The following is a 22,828-nucleotide window of genomic DNA, read 5'->3' on the forward strand; positions in this document are numbered from 1 at the left end:
TCAGCCCCAGAGCGTGGCACGGACATCTTCCGGCCACTCCTTAACGTCCAGACCATGGGTGTGGAAGAGTGCCAGCGCGATGCGCTCCAGGCCGAAGCCGACGCAGGCGGTATGGGCGACGCTGCCGTCTTCCAGGTTGAGGCCCCACTTCAGGCCGAACGAGTCCTGATGGTAATTGAAGCTCATGCAGGCGGTCGGCTTGGTGGCCGAGGTGATCGGGATCAACAGCTCGAACTTCAGGTTCTGGTCGCGCTGGTTGTTGACCAGCATCTTGCCGGCGCGGCCGAAGAACGGGTCGTTGGCGATGTCGATCGTCACATCCAGGCCGACCGACTTCATCATCTCGACGCCGCGATCCATCCAGAGCTGGCGGAAATCGGTGACGTGGCTCTCGGTGCCCATGCAGACATATTCGCGCATGCGGAACAGCTGCTGACGGGCCGGATCCTTGGAAGGTTCGTGGCGGAAGCAGTAGCTTTGCAAGTCGAAGAGACCGCCGCCGGCGGGCAGATTGCCGCGGCGCGCTACGGTCGGATAGAGCGGATAGCAGGCGGCCGGCGTCAGGACGATGTCGGTCGCTTCCTGGCCCTTGGTCCAGTCCTCCTCGCCGACCTCCATGCATTTCAAGAGGTTCATGTGGTCAAGTTCGTTGCCGCAGAACGAATGGATGGTTCCGGCAAGCTGCGGAAAGCTCTTCATGTAGCCGCTGGTCTCGAAAAAGGCGCGGTTCATGCCCGGCGGGAAGCGCATGGCTTCCGCACCGTCGGCACCGCCGACCTTGTCGATCAGGCGTTCGAAGGCAGCGATGACGTCTTCGAACTGGCCGCTGCGGCCATACAGTCCGTCGACGCCGGTCTCGATCAGCAGGCCTGCATCGAACAGGCGGTCGAGAAAGGGGACTTGAATATCCATGGCTTCACCTCATTCTCTTTAACAAATTACATCTGAAATGATGGGGGGCGTCAGCCGAGCAGGCTGGTGTCCGGTTTCTGGACGAGCAGCATGGTCGACGTATTGCCGAGGATGCGGTCGTTGGAAATCATCAGCTGGGCGGAATGCGCGTCGCGCAGATGCCGGCCGAGGCTGTAGGGCGTACCGTTCTTGTAGCCCATGATGCCGCAGATGATCATCGCCTGGTTGATGATGGTCAGGATCGTCTCGGAAGAGGCGAGCTTGACGTTGTTCATGGCGATCGAAAAGGCCATGGACGACAGCCGGTCGTGATCGAGCCTGGCATCCGCATAGAGCTTGAGGCCCGAAAGGATGTTGCCCTTGAGGAGCTGCAGCAGGTTCGAGGCTTCGGCAAGTCTCAGCGCGCCGGGCGGCTGGGTGCCGCCGGCCTTGCGGGCCGCAGCCCGCACAAAAGCCTGGGCGCGCAGCACCGCATCGGCAGCGATGCCGTACCAGACCCCGCTCCAGAGAAGATGCGACGTGGCGAGCATCGACTGTGCGGCGATCTCGGCGAAGGGCTTCGGGAAGATCTGGGCCGACGGCGCCTCGCCCTTGAAGAGGAAACCGTCGGAGCAGGTTCCGCGCATGCCGAGCGTATCCCAGTCGACCGTCTTCTGAAGGGTGTACTGGCCTTGCCTGAACACCGTCATGACCTGGTCGGTCGGGGCGGCCTTCTCACTCGAGCGGGAGGTGACCATGATCGCATCGGCATGGGCGCCGTAGGAAATCACGGTGGCATCCTTCGTCAGGCGGCAGGTGTCGCCATCGACCTCGATCGCGCAGATCGAGTTGCGCATGTTGCCGCCGATACCGCCCTCGGTGGTCGCGGAGGCGACGAGAAGCTGGCGCCCGGCGAGCTCGCGCATGAAATCCATGTGCCAGGCGCTGTCGGCTCCGTGCGCCACGAGGCTCGAAACCTTGATCTGGTGCATGGCGAAAACCATGGCGCTCGAGGCGCAGGCCTGTCCCAGGATGGAGCAGACCTCGGCGATCTCGGTGATGGAAGCACCCTCGCCGCCAAATGCGGTGGGGATCTGGATGCCGAGAAGACGCTCGGCCTTCATGGCATCGACCGCCTCGCGCGGGAAGCGGCCGTCACGGTCGATGCGGTCGGCGAATTCAGCCGCCACGGTTGCCACGCGCTGAGCGCGGGCGCTCAAGGCCATGTCGGCGGCAAAGGCGGGGAGGCTCATCTCAAGCGGCCTCGCGGGCCTGCAGGATGTGAGAAACCGTCTGCTCGATCGCAGCGATGCTGGCGAAGGACTTGCGGTTCAGGAGGCTATCCGGGAATTCGATGTCGAAAGCCTCTTCCAGGCCCAGCATCAGCTGCACCGATGCGAAGGAGGAAAGCCCGGCTGCATAAAGATCGGCGCCGTCTTCCAGCTCCGTCACCGCGACCGGAAGGCCGCCTACTCGCGTCAGCAAACCGCGAATGGTCTCGTTCATCTCGACATCTCCCGATGGTTCGAATTCAGCGTTCATCGCCGGGGATTTTTATAACACGGGAAAGCATAAGATTCCGGTAAGGAATATGGTGAAGTTGAGGATGCGGGATTCCTTAAAATACGACCAATGGGCATGCCCAAGATCGCTTGACAGGAGTGGCCATGGGGGGTCTGATGCCGACATTCACCAGGGGGGTCCCGCCAAGGGGCTGAGATACTGCTAGCTCAATGCAGCGCAGTGACCCGTTGAACCTGATCCAGTTCATACTGGCGTAGGGACGGTGCAAGCGCTGCGGCTGCGAGGGCGGATTCCGTCCTTCGGTTTCCAAGGCGTTTTTTCATCATTCCAACACTGGAACTGGGTCTCCAAACGTCAAACCTTGGAGCCTCGAACCATGAATATTGTCACATCCAAACTCACTCCGATCGTCACCACAGGTCCGCTTCCCGCCTCGACGAAAGTCCTGAAGGCGGGCACCATCCATCCGGATATCCGCGTGCCGATGCGCCAGATCGCATTGCATCCGACCTCCGGCGAACCGCCTGTCACCGTCTATGATTCCTCCGGCCCCTATACGGCAGAGGGTGCCACGATCAGAATCGATGCCGGCCTGCCGCGCCTGCGCGAAAGCTGGATTCTCGCACGCGGCGACGTGGAATCCTATGAGGGCCGCATCGTCAGGCCGGAGGATAACGGCTTCGTCTCCGGCGACCGGCTGACGCCGGAATTCCCGCTCCGCAACCAACCTTTCAGGGCGAAGCCGGGCAGGGCCGTTACCCAGCTCGCCTATGCACGGGCCGGCATCGTCACGCCGGAGATGGAATTCATCGCCATCCGCGAAAACCTCGGCCGGCAGGCCGAAAGGCAAGCTCTCATCCGCGACGGCGAGAGTTTTGGCGCCCATATCCCGGATTTCGTGACGCCGGAATTCGTCCGCCGGGAAGTCGCGGAAGGCCGAGCCATCATTCCCGCCAATATCAACCATCCCGAATCCGAACCGATGATCATCGGCCGGAATTTCCTGGTGAAGATCAACGCCAATATTGGCAACTCGGCAGTTACCTCCTCGATGGCCGAGGAGGTCGAGAAGATGGTCTGGGCGATCCGCTGGGGCGCCGACACGGTCATGGACCTGTCGACCGGCCGCAACATCCACAATATCCGCGAATGGGTCATCCGCAATTCGCCGGTGCCGATCGGTACCGTGCCGCTCTACCAGGCACTCGAAAAGGTGAACGGCATTGCCGAGGACCTTACCTGGGAGGTCTATCGCGATACGCTCATCGAGCAGGCCGAGCAGGGCGTCGACTATTTCACCATCCATGCGGGCGTGCGGCTTTCCTATATCCCGCTCACCGTCAATCGTGTCACCGGCATCGTTTCCCGCGGCGGCTCGATCATGGCCAAGTGGTGTCTGCATCACCACAGGGAGAGCTTTCTCTACGAGCATTTCGAGGAGATCTGCGACATCTGCCAAGCCTACGACGTTTCCTTCTCGCTCGGCGACGGCCTGCGTCCGGGATCGATCGCCGATGCCAACGATGCGGCGCAGTTCGCGGAACTGGAAACGCTCGGCGAGTTGACGAAAATCGCCTGGGCGAAGGATTGTCAGGTGATGATCGAAGGTCCCGGCCATGTGCCGATGCACAAGATCAAGGAAAACATGGACAAGCAGCTCGCGGTCTGCGGCGAGGCGCCCTTTTATACGCTCGGACCGCTGACCACCGATATCGCACCGGGTTACGACCACATCACCTCCGGCATCGGGGCTGCGATGATCGGCTGGTTCGGCACCGCCATGCTCTGCTATGTGACGCCCAAGGAACATCTCGGCCTGCCGGACCGCAACGACGTCAAGGTGGGCGTCATCACCTACAAGATTGCGGCGCATGCCGCCGATCTCGCCAAGGGACACCCGGCGGCGCAGGTGCGCGACGATGCGCTGTCGCGCGCCCGTTTCGAGTTCCGCTGGGAGGACCAGTTCAACCTTTCGCTCGACCCGGAAACCGCCCGTTCCTTCCATGACGAAACGCTGCCGAAGGAGGCGCATAAGGTCGCGCATTTCTGCTCCATGTGCGGCCCGAAATTCTGCTCGATGCGGATCTCGCATGACATCCGCGCCGAGGCGCAGAAGGAGGGACTGGAAGCGATGGCCGCGAAATACCGCGACGGTGGCGATCTCTATATGCCGGTGGGGAAGGCGTGAGCTGATCCCATGCCCTTCGACGCCGAGGCCAGGTCACCCCCCTCTGCCCTGCCGGGGCGTCTCCCTCCTTGAGGAGCGCGATTGCATATGGAACGTGCGGCGGCGCGGCATTCTTAACCCTCCCCCTTGTGGGGAGGGTGGCCGGCAGGCGGGCGGGGTTTTGATGCGGAGAAAGACCCCTCCCCAACCCCTCCCCACAAGGGGGAGGGGCTCCACGCACCGCCCCATGCCTTCATATGCGATTGCCCTACTCTTGAGGGGGTGGGGCACGATCCGGCGAAGCCGGAGCGATCGATCCAGTGAATCGATCACAGTGCCGAACGTCCGGCAGGGCAGCGGCGGGTATGACGAGGCACGCCTCCTTTTGCCCGTGGACAATTCGTCGCCCCTGCCCAGCATCTCCAATGACTTAACCGCGTCATCGTCCCCGCCCTCCAGCTTTCCGACTACAATCTTCCCGCTTCCGTCGCCGGAGTGTTTCGCGAGACGTTCGCGGGCAGGCGGGAGCCGGCGCTTTCACCCAAACCGTAACGTGCGGGGATGGTGGAAGAGGTGAAAGCCATGGAGTGCTCGTTGAAAGACGAACATTCCTATCAAGCCTCCCCCTGGCCGCCGGGCCGGGTTCGGTTGAGCCGTGCAAGTGGCAAGGTTTCCCGAAAGGAGACCGCGAACGAAGCCACGCAGCGAGGCGAGGTGATTACCTGTAGGGGAGGGACACCCCGACAAGACGCCGAAGGCCACGCGAATGCGGAGCCACCTATTAAAATCTATTGAGGTTCGGCATTCGTGTGGGCTCTCCAAAACACGGACAAAGCTGTCGCGTGAAGGCAGGCGCGCGTCACTTCGGAGGATAGATATGTTCCTCGCCGCGGAAATCGCTGACGGAATAACAGCCGCCTTCGCTCCGCACCGCGCTTTCGCCGATCACCGCCTTACCGTGGCCGCCCGGGATATCCAGGACATAGGTCGGCTGGCAGAGGCCGGAAATCGTGCCGCGGAGCGCCGAAGCGATCTTCTGGCCTTCGGCAATGTCGAGGCGGAAGTGGCTGGTGCCGGGCGCAAGATCGGGATGATGCAGGTAATAAGGCTTCACGCGAGTTTCGACGAAGGCCTTCATCAGTTCGCCGAGCACGGCCGGATCGTCGTTGACGCCGGCGAGCAGCACCGTCTGGCTCACCATCGGGAAACCGGCGTCGATCAGCCTGGCGCAGGCGGCGCGGGCGGCATCGGTCATCTCGCGCGGATGGTTGGCATGCAGCGCCACATAGGTGACCTTGCCGCTTTCCTTCAGTGCCGCGATCATCGCCTCGTCGACGCGATCCGGCTCGACCACCGGCACGCGGGTGTGAAAGCGGACGATCTTTACATGCGGGATCTCGGCAAGGCCGCGCATGATCGCGGCCAGCCGGCGGGGGGAGAGAACCAGCGGATCGCCGCCGGTCAGGATCACTTCCCAGATTTCGGTGCGTTCGCGGATATAGTCGAGCGCGGCGGTCAGCTCCTCGGACGAAAGCGTGCCGTCGCCTTGCGGGCCGACCATTTCGCGTCGGAAGCAGAAGCGACAATAGACCGGGCAGATATGCACGGCCTTCAGCAGTACCCGATCCGGATAGCGATGGACGATGCCCTTGACCGGGCTGTGCGCCTGGTCACCGATCGGGTCGGCACGCTCTTCCGGCGTCGTCAGCAACTCGTTCGGATCGGGCACGAATTGCCGGGCAATCGGGTCGTTCGGATCGACCCTGTCGATCAGCGACACGACGGTCGGCGTCAGCGCAATTGCATAGCGGTCCGCAACGGCGCGGATGCCGCCGAGTTTCTGCGGTTCGATCAGGCCGGCGGCCGCGAGCTCTTCCGGGGTTTTTAATGAACGGACTGCGGTCACGAAAACACCTCCGCGACCGCCGCCCACATGACCTGATCGATGCGGGTGGCGCCGGTTGCCAGCATGGCCAATCGATCGAAGCCGAGTGCAGCCCCGCTGGCATCCGGCATGATCGAAAGCGCATTGAGAAAGTCTTCGTCGAGCGGATAACGCTCGCCATAGATGCGAGCTTTTTCCGCCATTTCGTGCTCAAAACGGCGGCGTTGTTCGCCGGCGTCCGTCAGTTCCCCGAAGGCATTGGCAAGCTCGACGCCGCAGGCATAAAGCTCGAAACGCTCGGCGACCCGCGGATCACGGGCGGAAGGCCGGGCAAGCGCTGCTTCGCAAATTGGGTATTCGTGCAGGATCGTCGCGCGCCCCTGCCCGAGATGCGGCTCGATCTTCTCGACCAGCACCTTGCTGAAAAGGTCGGCCCAGGTGTCGTCTTCGGCGAAGCGGATGGCGGCCTTCTGCAGGCCGGCCGCCAGCAGGTCCCGGTCGGTTTCGCCATTCGTCGCGACGGAGGCGAGCAGGTCGATGCCGGCGAACCGGTCGAAGGCTTCGGCAAGCGTCAGACGCTCCGGTTCGGCGAAAGGATCGACCTCCATGTCGCGGAAGGCAAAGTGCCCCGTCTTGGCGGTGTCGGCGGCCAGTGCCAGCATCTCGGCGCAATCGGCCATCAGCTGCTCGTAGGCTTCACCAACGCGGTACCATTCGAGCATGGTGAATTCCGGATGGTGCAGCGGTCCGCGCTCGCGGTTGCGGTAGACATGCGCGAACGTGAAAATGCGCTTCTCGCCGGCGGCCAGCAGTTTCTTGGCCGCAAATTCCGGGGAGGTGTGCAGGTAGAGCGGCGCCCTGCTGCCGTCGATGGCGATCGCTTCGGTCGCGAAGGCATGCAGATGCGTCTCGTTGCCTGGAGAGACCTGGAGGGTAGCCGTATCCACCTCGATAAAATCGCGCTCGGAGAAAAAACCGCGCAGCGCCGACTGGACCGCATTGCGGCCCTTCAGGAAGGGCCGGCGGTCCGCATGGTTTGCCGGCGTCCACCAGGACGAGCGGGGTATGGCAGGTCGGGACAAGCTCATTTGCGGCTTTCTTCGCCGGTTCTCCCCGGCAAGGCTTCCACTTTGCGCGGTTTTAGAGTAGTTCCGGCCGGAAAACAGACGATCCGTCCTTCGGGCCGGTTATCGCCCGGTCCTCTACGACGCATTTTCGGCAGTTACAAGCCGGTTCGCTATACAAGGAATCCCATGGTCAAGGTCATCGCCTCTTCCGTCCGCAAGGGCAACGTCATCGATGTGGACGGCAAGCTTTATGTCGTTCTCACCGCCGAGAACTTCCACCCCGGCAAGGGCACGCCCGTCACGCAGGTCAATATGCGCCGCATCGTCGATGGCGTGAAGGTGTCCGAACGCTGGCGGACGACCGAGCAGGTCGAGCGCGCCTTCGTCGAAGACGTCAACTTCCAGTTCCTTTATGAAGACGGCGAAGGCTTCCACTTCATGAACCCGGAAAGCTACGACCAGGTCGTGGTGGACGTGGATACGATGGGCGACCAGAAGGCCTATCTCCAGGAAGGCATGACCTGCATTCTCTCCATGCACGAAGGCATTGCCCTGGCTCTGCAGCTGCCGCGCCACGTGACGCTCGAGATCGTCGAGACCGAACCGGTCGTGAAGGGCCAGACGGCTTCCTCGTCCTACAAGCCGGCCATGCTGTCGAACGGCATCCGCACCGCGGTTCCGCCGCATATCGATGCCGGCACCCGCGTGGTGATCGCCACCGAAGACAATTCCTACGTGGAGCGTGCCAAGAACTGATCGTCCCCGGCCTTTCCGGGCGTGATAAAAAAACCTCCGAAGCGCTGGCTCCGGAGGTTTTTTGTTGTCGGTTATGTTGGGACGGAACCTACTTTTTGATGACCACCGACGCCACCTTGGTATCGGTCTTGCCGAAGGCGTAACCGCCGCCGACCGCGACGTTGAGCGAGACGTAGTCCTGCGCCATCTGACGGACGGCGGCAGCGAGGTTCGACTGAGCGGTCGAGACCTGACGCTGGGCGTCGAGAACGTCGAGCAGCGAGGAAGCGCCGTCACGATAGCTGGCGGTGCCGAGCTGCAAGGCTTCTTCGTAGGACTTCACGGTTGCCTGCAGCGAGGACACCGTGCGGCTGTCGCGCGAAACCGCAGCCAGCGCATTCTCCACTTCCTCGACTGCGTTCAGCACCGTCTGCTTCCAGGCAAGATACTGTTCGCGGGCGCTGGATTCGGCGATCTTGACATTGCCGCGCAGGCGGCCGCCGTCGAAGATCGGCAGGCTCAGCTGTGGCCCGAAGGACCAGGTCAGTGCCCGGGAATCGAGGCCGGAAAGGGCGGTGTATCTCGGAGAAATGGAGCCGCCGAGCGTGATGGCCGGATAGAGCTGGGCCTCGGCGACACCGATTTCGGCGACTGCCGAAGCGAGCTGGCGTTCGGCGGCGCGGATGTCCGGCCGGTTGCGGATCAGGTCCGCCGGAATGCCGGCCTTGGTGTTGAAGCGGGCGACCGGCTGGCGGGCGCTCCTCTGCAGTTCGGGAACGAGTGTCGATGCAGGCATGGCGAGAAGCGTGGCGACACGGTGCGCCGCACCCCGGAAACTCGTTTCCAGGCCCGGAATTTCTGCAATGGTCGAGTTCACCAAGCCTTCCGACTGAACGACATCGAGACGCGAAGCCGCGCCGGCATCCAGCTGGAGCTTGGTGAGGTTCAACGTTTCGCGCCGCGAATCGAGGTTCCGGCGAGCGATCGCGATACGCTCCTGATAGTAGCGTACGTCGATATAGGCCGCCACGACCTGAGACAGGAACGACAGACGTGCAACGTCTTCGCTGGCATAGGCAGCGTCGAGGCTTGCGAGCGCACTTTCCTTGGAGCGCCTGTAGAGGCCGAAAAGGTCGAGGAACCACGAAGCATCGGCACTGCCGGTCGTCACTGTCGTCCGCGAGAACGAGCCGGGGTCGGTCCGAGTGCCGGTGGTCGTATTGGCGGCCGAGATATCCAGCGACGGGAGAGCGCCCGCGCCGGCGACGGTGACGCCGGCCTGCGCCGAGTTGATTCGTTCCATCGCCTGCAGGATATCGAGGTTCTGACCAATTCCCTGATTGACATAGCCGTTCAGCCGGCTGTCGTTAAACGCGGTCCACCAGGTGACCTGTGATACGTCACCATTGCTGGTCTTGCCGGCTTCGGCAAACTTCCCCGGAAGAGCAATTTCCGGCGCCTTATGATCTGGACCGACGACGCAGCCCGAAAGCAGCAGCATAGTGAGAGGAGCAACAACACGAATGGATAACATTTTTCTGTCCCAGTGCCCTACAACGCTTGGAAGGTCAGCACTCATGCCTCTTCCGATGGTCCCGTCAGCAGCGATTCGCGCGGTTTCTGACGGCATTAAAAGTCGAATACGTTAACGAACGTAATCGCCATCCTACTCTTTTTCACGCTTTGATAACCGTCTAACGACAACAAAGAAGGACGGAACGAAGAAAATTCCGAGAAGTGTTGCAGAAAGCATACCACCCAGCACCCCGATGCCGATGGCGTTCTGCGCTGCCGAGCCGGCGCCGGTTGCGATCGCCAGGGGCACGACGCCAAGAATAAAAGCGAGCGATGTCATGACGATCGGCCTCAGGCGCAACCGGGCGGCCTCAAGGGTCGCCTCGATCAGGCTCTTCCCGCCCACCTGGCGGTCCTTGGCGAATTCGACGATCAGAATGGCGTTCTTCGCCGCCAGGCCGATGGTCGTCAGAAGCCCGACCTTGAAGTAGACGTCGTTCGCCTGGCCGAAGAAATGCGCCGCGGCCAGCGCGCCGAGCACGCCGATCGGCACGGCCAATATGACCGAGAAGGGGATCGACCAGCTCTCATAGAGCGCCGCAAGGCAGAGGAAGACGATCAGGACCGATAGCCCATAAAGCATCGGCGCCTGGGAGCCGGACAGTCGTTCCTGGTAGGAAATGCCCTGCCAGGCCACGGAGTAGCCGCCGGGCAGCGCAGCCGTCAGCCTCTGCATCTCGTCCATCGCCTGGCCGGTACTGACGCCCGGACCGGCCGCTCCGTCGAACGGAATGGCGCTGGTGCCGTTGAAGCGGGCAAGTTGCGGAGTGCCGTTGATCCACTGGGCGGTGCTGAAGGCGGAGAAGGGAACCATCTCGCCGCTATTGTTGCGGGCGAACCAGTGCTTCAGGTCATCCGGCTGCATGCGGTAGGGCGCATCGCCTTGGACATAGACCGGCTTCAGCTCGTTGTTGAGGGTGAAGTCGTTGACGTCGCGCCCGGCGAAGATGGTTGCCAGCATGGAGTTGACCGAGGTGAGGTCGACGCCCATCGCGCCGAGCTTTTCCTGGTCGAGCAGGATCTTGAGCTGGGTTTCGGACCGCTGGGTGCTGCTGCGCAGCGAGCTGATGTTCGGATTGCCCGTACCGGCCTGGATGAGCTGCTGCGATGCCGTGGTCAGCGCCGCATTGCCGTTGTTGCCGCTGTCGACCAGATACATGGAGAAGCCGCTCGATGTGCCCAGCCCCTGGATGGCCGGCGGCAGAAGAGCGAAGACCTGCGCATCGCGGATGGTGAAGAAATACCCGCTCGCCCGCTGGACGACGGCTGCGGCAGACTGTTCCGGCCTGGTTCGCTCGGCGAAGTCCTTGAGCTTGGTGAAGACGATCGCATTGTTCTGGCCGCTTCCGCTGAAGCTGAAGCCGAGGACGCCGAACACCGCGTCCACATTGTCCTTTTCTTTTTCGAGGAAATAGGCCTCGACTTTCTTGACCGCCTCGTCGGTGCGCGGCGTGGTAGCGCCGACCGGCGTCTGGATAATGGTCAGCAGAACGCCCTGGTCTTCCTGCGGAAGGAAGGAATTCGGCAGCCTGGTGAAAAACCAGGCGCAGCCGCCGATCACCAGCAGGAACACGAGCATCACTCGAAACGGACGTTTCAGAAGATATCCGATGGTGCTGACATAACCCCGGGTCGAGCGATCGAAACCGCGGTTGAACAAGGCGCCGATGCCGCGACGCTTCTTGTGGTGATCGATCGGCTTCAGCATGGTGGCGCAAAGCGCCGGCGTCAGCACGATGGCGACCAGCGCCGAAAGCAGCATGGCCGACACGATGGTGATCGAGAACTGCCGGTAGATGATGCCGGTCGATCCGCCGAAGAAGGCCATGGGGATGAACACGGCCGTCAGGACGAGCGCGATGCCGATGATGGCGCCGGTGATCTCGCCCATCGACTTTTCGGTTGCTTCGAGCGGGCTCAGCCCTTCCTCGTCCATGATACGTTCGACGTTTTCGACAACGACGATGGCATCGTCGACGAGAAGGCCGATGGCCAGAACCATGGCGAACATCGTCAGAGTGTTGATGGAATATCCGGTTATCGCCAGCACCCCGAACGTGCCGAGCAGGACGACGGGTACCGCAATCATCGGGATCAGGGTTGCGCGCAGATTTTGGAGGAAGATGAGCAGGACCACGAAAACCAGAATGATCGCTTCAATAAGCGTGTGGACGACCTTCTCGATCGAAAGCTGGACGAAGGGCGTCGTGTCGTAGGGATAGGTGATCTCCACGCCTTCCGGAAGATTGGGTCCAATGGCGGTCAGCGCCTCTCTGACCCGCGCGGCGGTATCGAGAGCGTTGGCGCCGGTCGCGAGGTTCACGGCAAAACCCGTGGACGGCAGACCGTTCTGGCGGGAACTGCCGCCATAACTCTCTTCACCGATCTCGACGCGGGCGACATCGCTCAGGCGCACCGTCGCGCCGTCCTGTTCGACCTTGAGGATGATCCGCTCGAAGTCGTCGACCGTCGTCAGCTGGCTTTGCGCGGTCATGGTCACCGTCAGCTGCTGCTCCTCCTTGGCCGGAAGGCCGCCCAGGGCGCCGACGGAAACCTGCGTGTTCTGGGACTGGATCGCGGACGTCACGTCTGCCGGAGTCAGCTGGTATTTCTGCAGCTTGTAGGGATCGAGCCAGACACGCATAGCGTAACCGGACCCGAAGATGTCGATGCTGCCGACGCCTTCCAGGCGCTTGACCTGATCCTCGATCTGCGTGGAAAACAGGTCGCCGAGATCGACGGAGCTTCGCTTCTTGTCGGTCGAAACCAGGGCGCCGACCATCAGGATGCTCGAGGTCGAACGGGCGACCTCGATGCCCGCCTGCTGCACGACGTCGGGCAGCTGCGATTGCACCAGCTGCAGCTTGTTCTGCACCTGTACCTGGGCAATGTCGGGAAGGACGCTGCTGCCGAAGGTCAGCGTGACGGTGGCGCGGCCGGTCGAGGAGGAGGACGTCATATAGGTGAGGTCGTCGAGGCCGGTCATGCCGTCCTCGATGATCGTCGTCACCGATTTCTCGACGGTCTCGGCGCTTGCGCCGTTGTAGCTTGCGGTGATCCTGACCGTGGTCGGCGCGATGTCGGGATATTGCGAAATCGAGAGCGTCGCGATGGCGAGCGCGCCGCCCAGCATGATGACGATCGCGATGACCCAGGCGAAGACCGGTCGCCGGATAAAGAACTTGGCCATTGAGATTATTCCTTGCCGCGTTTCGTCATGATCGTTTCCGCTCCGGCCTTCACGGCTTTGCAGCGGCTGGCTTCGGCGCTTCGACAACGAAGCCCTTGTCGTTGACGGTCGCTTCGACCGGCTGGACGGTCGCGCCATCGGCGATCCACTGGAAGCCGTCGACGACCAGGCGATCGCCGTCGGCAACACCCTGCGTGACAAGCCAGCTGTTGCCGGAGACGCTGCTGGTCGGGAAGATGCGGGTCTCTACCTTGCCGTCCGCCGTGACGAACTTGGCGGAAAGCTCGCCGCGGGCATTGCGCGTTGCGGCGCGCTGCGGGATCAGGTAGCCGCTTTCGTTCCCGAGGGTGACAGTGGCGCGCACATAGGTGCCCGGCAGGATCATGTCCTTGGGGTTATCGAAGAGCGCGCGGATCTGATAGGTGCCGGTCGTCTCGCTGACGGCCATGTCGGCCATGTCGAGCTTGCCGGTCAGGGGATAGTCCGTCCCGTCTTCCAGAGCCAGGCGGATATCCGCCTTGCGCGGATCGCCGCTCAAGCGGCCGGAGGCCATGGCCGAGCGCAGTTCCAGCAGATTCGTGCTCGAATCGATGAGGTCGATATAGACCGGATCGAGGCGGCGGAGCGTCGTCAGAGCCGTCGTCTGGTTGGCGGTAACGATGTTGCCGATACTGACATTGGAGATCGAAGTGACGCCGTCGAAAGGCGCGCGGATCTCGGTGAGATCCAGATTGATCTGGGCGGCATTGAGGGCGGCATTGGCCTGCGCGACATCTGCCTGCGCCTGCAGCAGGGTTACCCGCGCATTTTCATATTCGATCTGCGTTGCGCCGCTGTTGACCAGCCGCTCGTAGCGGGAGAGGTTCGCCTGGGCGCTCGGAATGCTGGCTTCCGCCTTCGAGACGGTCGCCTTCGCCTGAGCGACTTCCGCCGCATAGGTGCTGTCCTCGATCTTGTAGAGAAGATCTCCGGCCTTGACCTCGTTGCCCTGCTTGAAGGCGATCTGCTTGATCTCGCCGGTAACGCGCGGGCGGATGTCGGCGATCTGGAAGGGTGCTGCGCGGCCCGGCAGGACGGCCGTGATCGGCTGCTCGGACTTCTTCATGATCACCACGCTGACCGGCTGCGGCGGACGCTGCGGGGCGCCGCCTGCCGCGCCGTTGCCGGCCGGCTTCTGGCTTGAATCGCTGCAGGCCGCGAGCGCCACGGTAAGAAGCAGGGAAAGTATCAGTTTGCGTCCGGTCATGGCGTCATCCAAGGCAAGCGTCTGGGTAATCGCCACGGCAGACGAGATGTGCCGGGGCGGAGGTTGGGGAGAGTAACCCGTCTCAAGCAGTCGGAACAGGGGCGATCGACAGGAGCGATTCAACCATGTTCCACGGTTGGCAAAGTGACGTAAGTGTAAAATCGTCACTTTGCAAGCGGATTTTGCAGTGCAGCATTCACAAGTCTGGAAAGACCTTCGCAACGGCCATGCAATTCAGCCTCATCGGTCTTGGCCAGGAGAACCGGATGGAGCACGCTGGCAAAGGCGGCCGCCACGTGCTGGCTCGTCGCCCGCGGATCGGTGCATTTATAGGCGCCACTCTCGACGCCCTGCCGGATGAGATCGTTGAACAGGCTCTCGATCAGCCGCTTGTAGTGCTGGCCGCTCGGGAGATCCGCTTCCGACATCAGGAAGATCATTTCGAACAGGAAGGGATTGTCGCGGAGGTCCTGGAGATGCGCCTCCATCAGCTTGCGAACGACGATCGCCAGCCGCTCAGGCGCCGGTGCCGGCTCGTCGAGCGTGCCGAACCGGCCGATCATCCGGCTGATATGCCGGTCGCAGATGGCATCCGCCAGCGATGCCTTCGAATGGAAATGCTTGAAGATGTTGGCGGGCGACATATGCAGCGCATGGGCGACGTCGGCTATCGAGCATTTGGCGATACCCCGTTCACGGAAGAGGGTTTCCGCCGTGTTGAGGATATCTTCCCGCGTTTCTTCCGCCTTGCGTCTCGGTCTGCGCACTCTGTCCTCGTCACTATGCCGGATTTGTTTCTCCGGTCAATTGTTCACCGCGCGCTGAAATAGGGCGCCAAATTGCTGCGGATACGGTCGAGCACGGTCGCGCCGCTGGCATCGGGTACGAACGTCTCGCCGGTGATCGTCTCATAAGCCGTGCGGTAGACCTTGGCGGTCTCCTCGACGAGCTCGGCGGGGATTGCCGGGATCTCATCCTTATAAGGGTCGCAGCGCTCGACGACCCAGGCGCGGATGAAATCCTTGTCGAAGCTTTTTGGCCGCGTGCCGCTGCGGAAGGCTTCGCCATAGCTGTCGGCGATCCAGTAGCGGCTGCTGTCGGGCGTATGGATCTCGTCGGCGAGAATGATGTTGCCCTCGGCATCCGTGCCGAATTCGTATTTGGTGTCGACGAGGATCAGGCCGCGTTGCGCCGCCAGGTCCTGGCCGCGCGCAAAGAGCGCCAGCGCATAACGGGAGAGGGTGGCCCATTGTTCGGCGGTCAGAAGTCCCTGCTCGACGATCTCTCCCGGCGTCAGGGGCTCGTCGTGGCCGCCGTCGAAGGCCTTGCTGGTCGGGGTGATGACCGGCGCGGGGAGGATTTCGTTGTCCCTGAGGCCGTCCGGGAGATCGAGCCCGTACATGGTCCGCCCTCCCTTCTTATAGAGGGTGAGCAGCGAGGTGCCTGTCGTGCCGGCAAGGTAACCGCGCACGACGATCTCGACGGGGAGGATGTCAAGGCGCTTGCCGATCACCACATTCGGATCCGGATAGGCGATCACATGGTTGGGGCATATGTCTTTCGTCGCCTCGAACCAGTAGCGCGCGGTCTGGGTCAGCACATGGCCCTTGTCGGGAATGGCGGTCAGGATGCGGTCGAAGGCACTGAGGCGATCGGTGGCGATGATGATGCGGCTGCCGTCGGGCAGGTCGTAGTTCTCGCGCACCTTGCCGCGATAGGGGTTCGGCAATTCGGGAATGAAGGCATCGGAGAGAACGCGCACGGGGACCACTTTCCAGAGAGTTTCAGAGGTATTTCGCTATCGCATGTTTTGCAGCGGCCGCACAAGAATGGAAGGAATTGCAGTTGGCGGGCCTGAATCGTTCCGTGGGTCGGTCGGGAGCTCTATATAGAGAGCGGTTAACGAATATTAACGGTCGGGGATTCTCGAAAATCGACGATTCGTTAGTGTAAACAATGCCTTGTACGATTTCTCGATTTTTCTGATTCATCCCTGTTGACTTGTCGGAGTGGTGGGATCTATAACCCGCTCACTGAACGAGGGCGGCGGCGCTGCTGGCGACGACGACTTTCGTTCTCAGAAATCCTTGATGAATTGGCGCATGCTGGTTTGGGACCGAGTTTCGGTTTGGTCTCTGAGGGATTTGACGTCCGGCTTTTTATGAGGCTTTGGGCGTCGGTTATTTGACAATTGAAGATGAGAAGAAAGAGAAACGTGGTCGGCGGTTTTCGCGGGTGGGGCTTTCGGGCTTTGCTCATTAGAAGACAAATGACGGTCACGTTTTGAACAAGAGAACACCTGGTTTGGTGCGCAGTGATGCGGACCTTATCAAAGTGAGTTCTCGTCGATTCAGAACAAGAGTGATTAGTCGGATTGGATTCTCAACTTGAGAGTTTGATCCTGGCTCAGAACGAACGCTGGCGGCAGGCTTAACACATGCAAGTCGAGCGCCCCGCAAGGGGAGCGGCAGACGGGTGAGTAACGCGTGGGAATCTACCCATCCCTACGGAACAACTCCGGGAAACTGGAGCTAATACCGTATACGCCCTTCGGGGGAAAGATTTATCGGGGATGGATGAGCCCGCGTTGGATTAGCTAGTTGGTGGGGTAAAGGCCTACCAAGGCGACGATCCATAGCTGGTCTGAGAGGATGATCAGCCACATTGGGACTGAGACACGGCCCAAACTCCTACGGGAGGCAGCAGTGGGGAATATTGGACAATGGGCGCAAGCCTGATCCAGCCATGCCGCGTGAGTGATGAAGGTCTTAGGATTGTAAAGCTCTTTCACCGGAGAAGATAATGACGGTATCCGGAGAAGAAGCCCCGGCTAACTTCGTGCCAGCAGCCGCGGTAATACGAAGGGGGCTAGCGTTGTTCGGAATTACTGGGCGTAAAGCGCACGTAGGCGGATATTTAAGTCAGGGGTGAAATCCCAGAGCTCAACTCTGGAACTGCCTTTGATACTGGGTATCTTGAGTATGGAAGAGGTAAGTGGAATTGCGAGTGTAGAGGTGAAATTCGTAGATATTCGCAGGAACACCAGTGGCGAAGGCGGCTTACTGGTCCATTACTGACGCTGAGGTGCGAAAGCGTGGGGAGCAAACAGGATTAGATACCCTGGTAGTCCACGCCGTAAACGATGAATGTTAGCCGTCGGCAAGTTTACTTGTCGGTGGCGCAGCTAACGCATTAAACATTCCGCCTGGGGAGTACGGTCGCAAGATTAAAACTCAAAGGAATTGACGGGGGCCCGCACAAGCGGTGGAGCATGTGGTTTAATTCGAAGCAACGCGCAGAACCTTACCAGCCCTTGACATGCCCGGCCAGCTACAGAGATGTAGTGTTCCCTTCGGGGACCGGGACACAGGTGCTGCATGGCTGTCGTCAGCTCGTGTCGTGAGATGTTGGGTTAAGTCCCGCAACGAGCGCAACCCTCGCCCTTAGTTGCCAGCATTCAGTTGGGCACTCTAAGGGGACTGCCGGTGATAAGCCGAGAGGAAGGTGGGGATGACGTCAAGTCCTCATGGCCCTTACGGGCTGGGCTACACACGTGCTACAATGGTGGTGACAGTGGGCAGCGAAGGAGCGATCCCGAGCTAATCTCCAAAAGCCATCTCAGTTCGGATTGCACTCTGCAACTCGAGTGCATGAAGTTGGAATCGCTAGTAATCGCGGATCAGCACGCCGCGGTGAATACGTTCCCGGGCCTTGTACACACCGCCCGTCACACCATGGGAGTTGGTTTTACCCGAAGGTAGTGCGCTAACCGCAAGGAGGCAGCTAACCACGGTAGGGTCAGCGACTGGGGTGAAGTCGTAACAAGGTAGCCGTAGGGGAACCTGCGGCTGGATCACCTCCTTTCTAAGGAAGCTGTGGAACGGTAAGACGCCTGACCTGATCTTCGGATCAACTCAGGATGAACCTTCCCGTGCTTTTTAGAACAATAGATGGCACCAGTCAGGTGACCATCGAAACGCAATACGCCACGGAATTACTTTAAGTAATCGGATGGTATGGCGAACCCGCCGACTACGTTTCTCTTTCTTCAAGAAGACAAAAAACCGCACGACCGGTTTGACTGAATGGGCCCGTAGCTCAGTTGGTTAGAGCACACGCTTGATAAGCGTGGGGTCGGTAGTTCGAGTCTACCCGGGCCCACCATTTGCTGAAGAGCGGATGGCCTGGTGCCGCACGGGTTGCGAACACAGTTGAATGGCGCGCGGATTATGGTGTTGATGAACGGGCTTTGTGCTGACGCTTGTCGGCTGAGGCTGTTCCCAAGTGATTGGGGCTGTAGCTCAGCTGGGAGAGCACCTGCTTTGCAAGCAGGGGGTCAGCGGTTCGATCCCGCTCAGCTCCACCATATATTGTCCTGACGCTGTCGCGGCCTTTGGCCGCTGCGCTCCGGACGGGCCGCCGAACGATCGGCGACGGCCTCTGGCCTGTATGGGTGAACCCGTTGTTGGTTTGCCGCCTTTGTCTTCTGAAGAAAAACAAGTTTGCACGATGCTATTCTAGTGTCTGTGCCTGTTCTGCAAAAATCGTGAAGAGAAGATTGATCTGGAGGCTTCCAGGTATGGGTTTAGGCCCATGTCCGAAGCCGGTTCCAATGATGTCGTTGATGGCCTAGCCGGCCGGATACGAAAGAGGGATCGGAGTAGGTAGGAAGCTTGTCACTCTGGTCGTTCGTTGTTGGTATTCCTTATGGGGTGCTTCTGACGGATTACTGATGGCCGTTGCCTGACCGCGCGGTCCTGGATCATATCTCGAGAAGCTGGTCTTAAAGACAGGTTTGCAAGCGGGTCGCTCGGCGTGACCCCAATCAAGCAAGCTTGTCGAACACGTCGATGGCATCATGAGAAGGGCTGGTTGTAAAAGGTAACCGGTCCGCCACGCATTGGGTGTGAAAGCCCGATGGGTGGCTATATTGATGAGCATTGGCAATGAGAACGATTAAGTGTCGTAAGGGCATTTGGTGGATGCCTTGGCATGCACAGGCGAAGAAGGACGTGATACGCTGCGATAAGCCGTGGGGAGCTGCGAATGAGCTTTGATCCATGGATCTCCGAATGGGGCAACCCACCTTAGATACCTAGAAAGTTTAAGCCGTCTTTCGGGACGGTTTAGGTTTCTAGGTATTGTTAAAAGGTATCTTACCTTCGAATAAAATAGGGGTAAGAAGCGAACGCAGGGAACTGAAACATCTAAGTACCTGCAGGAAAGGACATCAACCGAGACTCCGTAAGTAGTGGCGAGCGAACACGGACCAGGCCAGTGGCAATGAGGAATAAAGCCGAACGCTTTGGAAAAGGCGGCCGTAGCGGGTGATAGCCCCGTAGGCGTAGAACACTCATTGTCCTAGAGTAGGGCGGGACACGTGAAATCCTGTCTGAACATGGGGAGACCACTCTCCAAGCCTAAGTACTCGTGCATGACCGATAGCGAACAAGTACCGTGAGGGAAAGGTGAAAAGCACCCCGACAAGGGGAGTGAAATAGAACCTGAAACCGGATGCCTACAAACAGTCGGAGGGCGCAAGCCTGACGGCGTACCTTTTGTATAATGGGTCAACGACTTAGTGTAACTAGCAAGCTTAAGCCGGTAGGTGTAGGCGCAGCGAAAGCGAGTCTGAACAGGGCGTTCAGTTAGTTGCATTAGACCCGAAACCGAGTGATCTAGCCATGAGCAGGTTGAAGGTTGGGTAACACCAACTGGAGGACCGAACCCGCATCTGTTGCAATAGATTGGGATGACTTGTGGCTAGGGGTGAAAGGCCAATCAAACTCGGAAATAGCTGGTTCTCCGCGAAAACTATTTAGGTAGTGCGTCGATCGAATACCCCGGGGGGTAGAGCACTGGATGGGCTATGGGGACTCACCGTCTTACTGATCCTAACCAAACTCCGAATACCCGGGAGTACTAATCGGCAGACACACGGCGGGTGCTAACGTCCGTCGTGAAAAGGGAAACAACCCTGACCTCCAGCTAAGGTCCCCAAGTCATGGCTAAGTGGGAAAGGATGTGAGGATCCCAAAACAACCAGGATGTTGGCTTAGAAGCAGCCATCATTTAAAGAAAGCGTAACAGCTCACTGGTCTAATTAAGGGTCTTTGCGCCGAAAATGTAACGGGGCTAAAGCCATGCACCGAAGCTGAGGATGTGCGACTTGTCGCACGTGGTAGCGGAGCGTTCCGTAAGCCTGTGAAGGAGGACCCGTGAGGGCCTCTGGAGGTATCGGAAGTGCGAATGTTGACATGAGTAACGATAAAGAGGGTGAGAGACCCTCTCGCCGAAAGACCAAGGGTTCCTGCTTAAAGTTAATCTGAGCAGGGTTAGCCGGCCCCTAAGCCGAGGCAGAAATGCGTAGGTGATGGGAACCACGTTAATATTCGTGGGCCTGGTGGTAGTGACGGATTGCTCAACTTGTGAGGTCTTATTGGATTGATCTTGCAGGGACGCGGTTCCAGGAAATAGCTCCACCGTATAGACCGTACCCGAAACCGACACAGGTGGTCAGGTAGAGTATACCAAGGCGCTTGAGAGAACTATGTTGAAGGAACTCGGCAAATTGCACGCGTAACTTCGGAAGAAGCGTGACCCCATTTTGGGCAACCATAATGGGGTGGCACAGACCAGGGGGTAGCGACTGTTTATCAAAAACACAGGGCTCTGCGAAGTCTAAAGACGACGTATAGGGCCTGACGCCTGCCCGGTGCTGGAAGGTTAAGAGGAGAGGTGCAAGCTTTGAATCGAAGCCCCAGTAAACGGCGGCCGTAACTATAACGGTCCTAAGGTAGCGAAATTCCTTGTCGGGTAAGTTCCGACCTGCACGAATGGCGTAACGACTTCCCCGCTGTCTCCAACATAGACTCAGTGAAATTGAATTCCCCGTGAAGATGCGGGGTTCCTGCGGTCAGACGGAAAGACCCCGTGCACCTTTACTATAGCTTTACACTGGCATTCGTGTCGGCATGTGTAGGATAGGTGGTAGGCTTTGAAGCGGGGACGCCAGTCTTCGTGGAGCCATCCTTGAAATACCACCCTTATCGTCATGGATGTCTAACCGCGGTCCGTCATCCGGATCCGGGACAGTGTATGGTGGGTAGTTTGACTGGGGCGGTCGCCTCCGAAAGAGTAACGGAGGCGCGCGATGGTGGGCTCAGACCGGTCGGAAATCGGTCGTCGAGTGCAATGGCATAAGCCCGCCTGACTGCGAGACTGACAAGTCGAGCAGAGACGAAAGTCGGTCATAGTGATCCGGTGGTCCCGCGTGGAAGGGCCATCGCTCAACGGATAAAAGGTACGCCGGGGATAACAGGCTGATGACCCCCAAGAGTCCATATCGACGGGGTTGTTTGGCACCTCGATGTCGGCTCATCGCATCCTGGGGCTGGAGCAGGTCCCAAGGGTTTGGCTGTTCGCCAATTAAAGCGGTACGTGAGCTGGGTTCAGAACGTCGTGAGACAGTTCGGTCCCTATCTGCCGTGGGTGTAGGAATATTGACAGGATCTGTCCCTAGTACGAGAGGACCGGGATGGACATATCTCTGGTGGACCTGTTGTCCTGCCAAGGGCATAGCAGGGTAGCTATATATGGAATGGATAACCGCTGAAGGCATCTAAGCGGGAAACCAACCTGAAAACGAGTGTTCCCTATCAGGGCCGTGGAAGACGACCACGTTGATAGGCCGGGTGTGGACGTGCAGCAATGCATGAAGCTTACCGGTACTAATCGCCCGATTGGCTTGATCGTTCTCATTGTTCATGCTCATCAAGCAAAGCTTGATGGCATTAGACCTTGTCCTGACGCTGTCGCATCCTTCGGATGCTGCGCTGCGGACGGCCCGCCAAACGATTGGCGACGGCCGCTGGCCTGTATGGGTGCCACAAGCATCCCTAGGGCTGGAAAGGTTCAAAGACGTGTTCAAAAGACTAAAAACGAAGTGAAAACTTCACCAGCTTCTCAAATGTTGCGCTTCGCTGACCTGGTGGTCATTGCGGGGCGGCCGCACCCGTTCCCATTCCGAACACGGCCGTGAAACGCCCCTGCGCCAATGGTACTCCGTCTCAAGACGCGGGAGAGTAGGTCGCTGCCAGGTCTGCTAAACGCAACATATCTTCTCGATCCACGAAACCTACGGCCCTTAAGCCGACCAAAGGGCCGCCCACAAAGCGGCCTTTTTGCTTTGTTAAAACTGAAAGACGAGGAAAATCGCACCGGAAATCTCCCGCTGCGGCCCTCACATCAGACAACTTGGGCAAGCCCAAGTGGCTTACGCAGACGCGAAAAAGCCTTCGGTTTTATCGCACCGGTATTTTGCCGCAGGCAAAAACCTTATAACGCGGGGTGGAGCAGCCCGGTAGCTCGTCAGGCTCATAACCTGAAGGCCGCAGGTTCAAATCCTGCCCCCGCAACCATATTCCCAAAAATACATGCCAAACAATAAGCCCTCTCCTAACCACACGGCCTGCCCGCGTTTAAACGCCTGAAATGCAGATAGCCGCCTTGCGAGATGAAGGCCAACCTCGCAAATCCTCAGATGGTT

Annotated in this window: 12 protein-coding genes, 3 tRNA genes, 3 rRNA genes and 1 riboswitch; of the genes, 8 read left to right on the forward strand and 10 right to left on the reverse strand. The window is 59.8% G+C overall.

The window, feature by feature from the left end:
- The 3 genes from PMI07_RS05950 to PMI07_RS05960 are packed head-to-tail and all read right to left on the reverse strand — an operon-like array spanning position 1 to position 2,397.
- Positions 1 to 912, reverse strand: coding sequence for an amino acid--[acyl-carrier-protein] ligase (locus tag PMI07_RS05950; protein WP_007772106.1), 912 nt, complete (start codon positions 910 to 912; stop codon positions 1 to 3).
- A 50-nt stretch (positions 913 to 962) separates the two neighbouring features.
- Positions 963 to 2,144 (reverse strand): acyl-CoA dehydrogenase family protein, encoded by a 1,182-nt coding sequence (locus PMI07_RS05955; RefSeq protein ID WP_007772108.1) that lies wholly within the window; start codon positions 2,142 to 2,144, stop codon positions 963 to 965.
- A gap of 1 nt (position 2,145) precedes the next feature.
- Positions 2,146 to 2,397, reverse strand: a complete 252-nt coding sequence (locus PMI07_RS05960) for an acyl carrier protein (RefSeq protein WP_007772110.1) — start codon at positions 2,395 to 2,397, stop codon at positions 2,146 to 2,148.
- 178 nt (positions 2,398 to 2,575) lie between these two features.
- A riboswitch (TPP riboswitch) is annotated at positions 2,576 to 2,693 on the forward strand.
- Between the two features lie 98 nt (positions 2,694 to 2,791).
- On the opposite strand from PMI07_RS05960, the gene thiC reads away from it, so the two are divergent.
- Positions 2,792 to 4,603 (forward strand): phosphomethylpyrimidine synthase ThiC, encoded by a 1,812-nt coding sequence (thiC, locus tag PMI07_RS05965; protein WP_007772111.1) that lies wholly within the window; start codon positions 2,792 to 2,794, stop codon positions 4,601 to 4,603.
- 838 nt (positions 4,604 to 5,441) lie between these two features.
- On the opposite strand, the gene PMI07_RS05970 is transcribed toward thiC, so the two are convergent.
- Entirely contained in the window at positions 5,442 to 6,488 is a 1,047-nt protein-coding gene (locus PMI07_RS05970; protein WP_007764024.1) for a lysine-2,3-aminomutase-like protein, read from the reverse strand.
- The gene (epmA, locus tag PMI07_RS05975; RefSeq protein ID WP_024163602.1) at positions 6,485 to 7,555 is read right to left on the reverse strand and encodes an EF-P lysine aminoacylase EpmA; all 1,071 of its coding nucleotides are present in this window, start codon (positions 7,553 to 7,555) and stop codon (positions 6,485 to 6,487) included. Before epmA ends, PMI07_RS05970 begins: the two co-directional genes overlap by 4 nt.
- Positions 7,556 to 7,720: 165 nt before the next feature.
- On the opposite strand from epmA, the gene efp reads away from it, so the two are divergent.
- Positions 7,721 to 8,290 (forward strand): elongation factor P, encoded by a 570-nt coding sequence (gene efp, locus PMI07_RS05980; RefSeq protein ID WP_007766245.1) that lies wholly within the window; start codon positions 7,721 to 7,723, stop codon positions 8,288 to 8,290.
- A gap of 88 nt (positions 8,291 to 8,378) precedes the next feature.
- On the opposite strand, the gene PMI07_RS05985 is transcribed toward efp, so the two are convergent.
- From PMI07_RS05985 to PMI07_RS06005, 5 genes are all read right to left on the reverse strand, one after another.
- Complete coding sequence (locus PMI07_RS05985; RefSeq protein WP_007766244.1) at positions 8,379 to 9,803, reverse strand: efflux transporter outer membrane subunit; 1,425 nt, start codon at positions 9,801 to 9,803, stop codon at positions 8,379 to 8,381.
- Between the two features lie 132 nt (positions 9,804 to 9,935).
- Complete coding sequence (locus PMI07_RS05990) at positions 9,936 to 13,034, reverse strand: efflux RND transporter permease subunit (protein WP_007766243.1); 3,099 nt, start codon at positions 13,032 to 13,034, stop codon at positions 9,936 to 9,938.
- A 49-nt stretch (positions 13,035 to 13,083) separates the two neighbouring features.
- Entirely contained in the window at positions 13,084 to 14,280 is a 1,197-nt protein-coding gene (locus tag PMI07_RS05995) for an efflux RND transporter periplasmic adaptor subunit (RefSeq protein ID WP_024163603.1), read from the reverse strand.
- 164 nt (positions 14,281 to 14,444) lie between these two features.
- On the reverse strand, positions 14,445 to 15,047 hold the full coding sequence (locus PMI07_RS06000) for a TetR family transcriptional regulator (RefSeq protein ID WP_024163604.1): 603 nt from the start codon (positions 15,045 to 15,047) through the stop codon (positions 14,445 to 14,447).
- Between the two features lie 44 nt (positions 15,048 to 15,091).
- Entirely contained in the window at positions 15,092 to 16,042 is a 951-nt protein-coding gene (locus PMI07_RS06005) for a phosphoribosylaminoimidazolesuccinocarboxamide synthase (RefSeq protein WP_007769382.1), read from the reverse strand.
- A 621-nt stretch (positions 16,043 to 16,663) separates the two neighbouring features.
- Between PMI07_RS06005 and PMI07_RS06010 the strand changes: the two genes are divergently transcribed.
- From PMI07_RS06010 to PMI07_RS06040, 6 genes are all read left to right on the forward strand, one after another.
- Positions 16,664 to 18,144 (forward strand): 16S ribosomal RNA (locus PMI07_RS06010).
- A gap of 223 nt (positions 18,145 to 18,367) precedes the next feature.
- Positions 18,368 to 18,444: transfer RNA gene (locus PMI07_RS06015), tRNA-Ile, on the forward strand.
- Positions 18,445 to 18,570: 126 nt separating this feature from the next.
- Positions 18,571 to 18,646 (forward strand) — tRNA-Ala (locus PMI07_RS06020).
- Between the two features lie 588 nt (positions 18,647 to 19,234).
- A 23S ribosomal RNA gene (locus PMI07_RS06025) occupies positions 19,235 to 22,035 on the forward strand.
- 231 nt (positions 22,036 to 22,266) lie between these two features.
- Positions 22,267 to 22,381: ribosomal RNA gene (rrf, locus tag PMI07_RS06035) — 5S ribosomal RNA — on the forward strand.
- Together the 16S, 23S and 5S rRNA genes with 3 tRNA genes alongside form the textbook arrangement of a ribosomal RNA operon.
- Before the next feature lie 242 nt (positions 22,382 to 22,623).
- Positions 22,624 to 22,700: transfer RNA gene (locus tag PMI07_RS06040), tRNA-Met, on the forward strand.
- The last annotated feature ends 128 nt before the right edge of the window (positions 22,701 to 22,828 follow it).

The sequence above is a fragment of the Rhizobium sp. CF080 genome, assembly GCF_000282095.2.
Lineage (GTDB): Bacteria > Pseudomonadota > Alphaproteobacteria > Rhizobiales > Rhizobiaceae > Neorhizobium.

Coding starts and splice junctions, on each gene's coding strand:
- efp (WP_007766245.1), top strand. CDS start 7,721: ATGGTCAAGGTCATCGCCTCTTCCGTCCGCAAGGGCAACGTCATCGAT.
- PMI07_RS05990 (WP_007766243.1), bottom strand. CDS start 13,034: ATGGCCAAGTTCTTTATCCGGCGACCGGTCTTCGCCTGGGTCATCGCG.
- PMI07_RS05950 (WP_007772106.1), bottom strand. CDS start 912: ATGGATATTCAAGTCCCCTTTCTCGACCGCCTGTTCGATGCAGGCCTG.
- thiC (WP_007772111.1), top strand. CDS start 2,792: ATGAATATTGTCACATCCAAACTCACTCCGATCGTCACCACAGGTCCG.
- PMI07_RS05985 (WP_007766244.1), bottom strand. CDS start 9,803: ATGTTATCCATTCGTGTTGTTGCTCCTCTCACTATGCTGCTGCTTTCG.
- PMI07_RS05960 (WP_007772110.1), bottom strand. CDS start 2,397: ATGAACGAGACCATTCGCGGTTTGCTGACGCGAGTAGGCGGCCTTCCG.
- PMI07_RS05995 (WP_024163603.1), bottom strand. CDS start 14,280: ATGACCGGACGCAAACTGATACTTTCCCTGCTTCTTACCGTGGCGCTC.
- epmA (WP_024163602.1), bottom strand. CDS start 7,555: ATGAGCTTGTCCCGACCTGCCATACCCCGCTCGTCCTGGTGGACGCCG.
- PMI07_RS05955 (WP_007772108.1), bottom strand. CDS start 2,144: ATGAGCCTCCCCGCCTTTGCCGCCGACATGGCCTTGAGCGCCCGCGCT.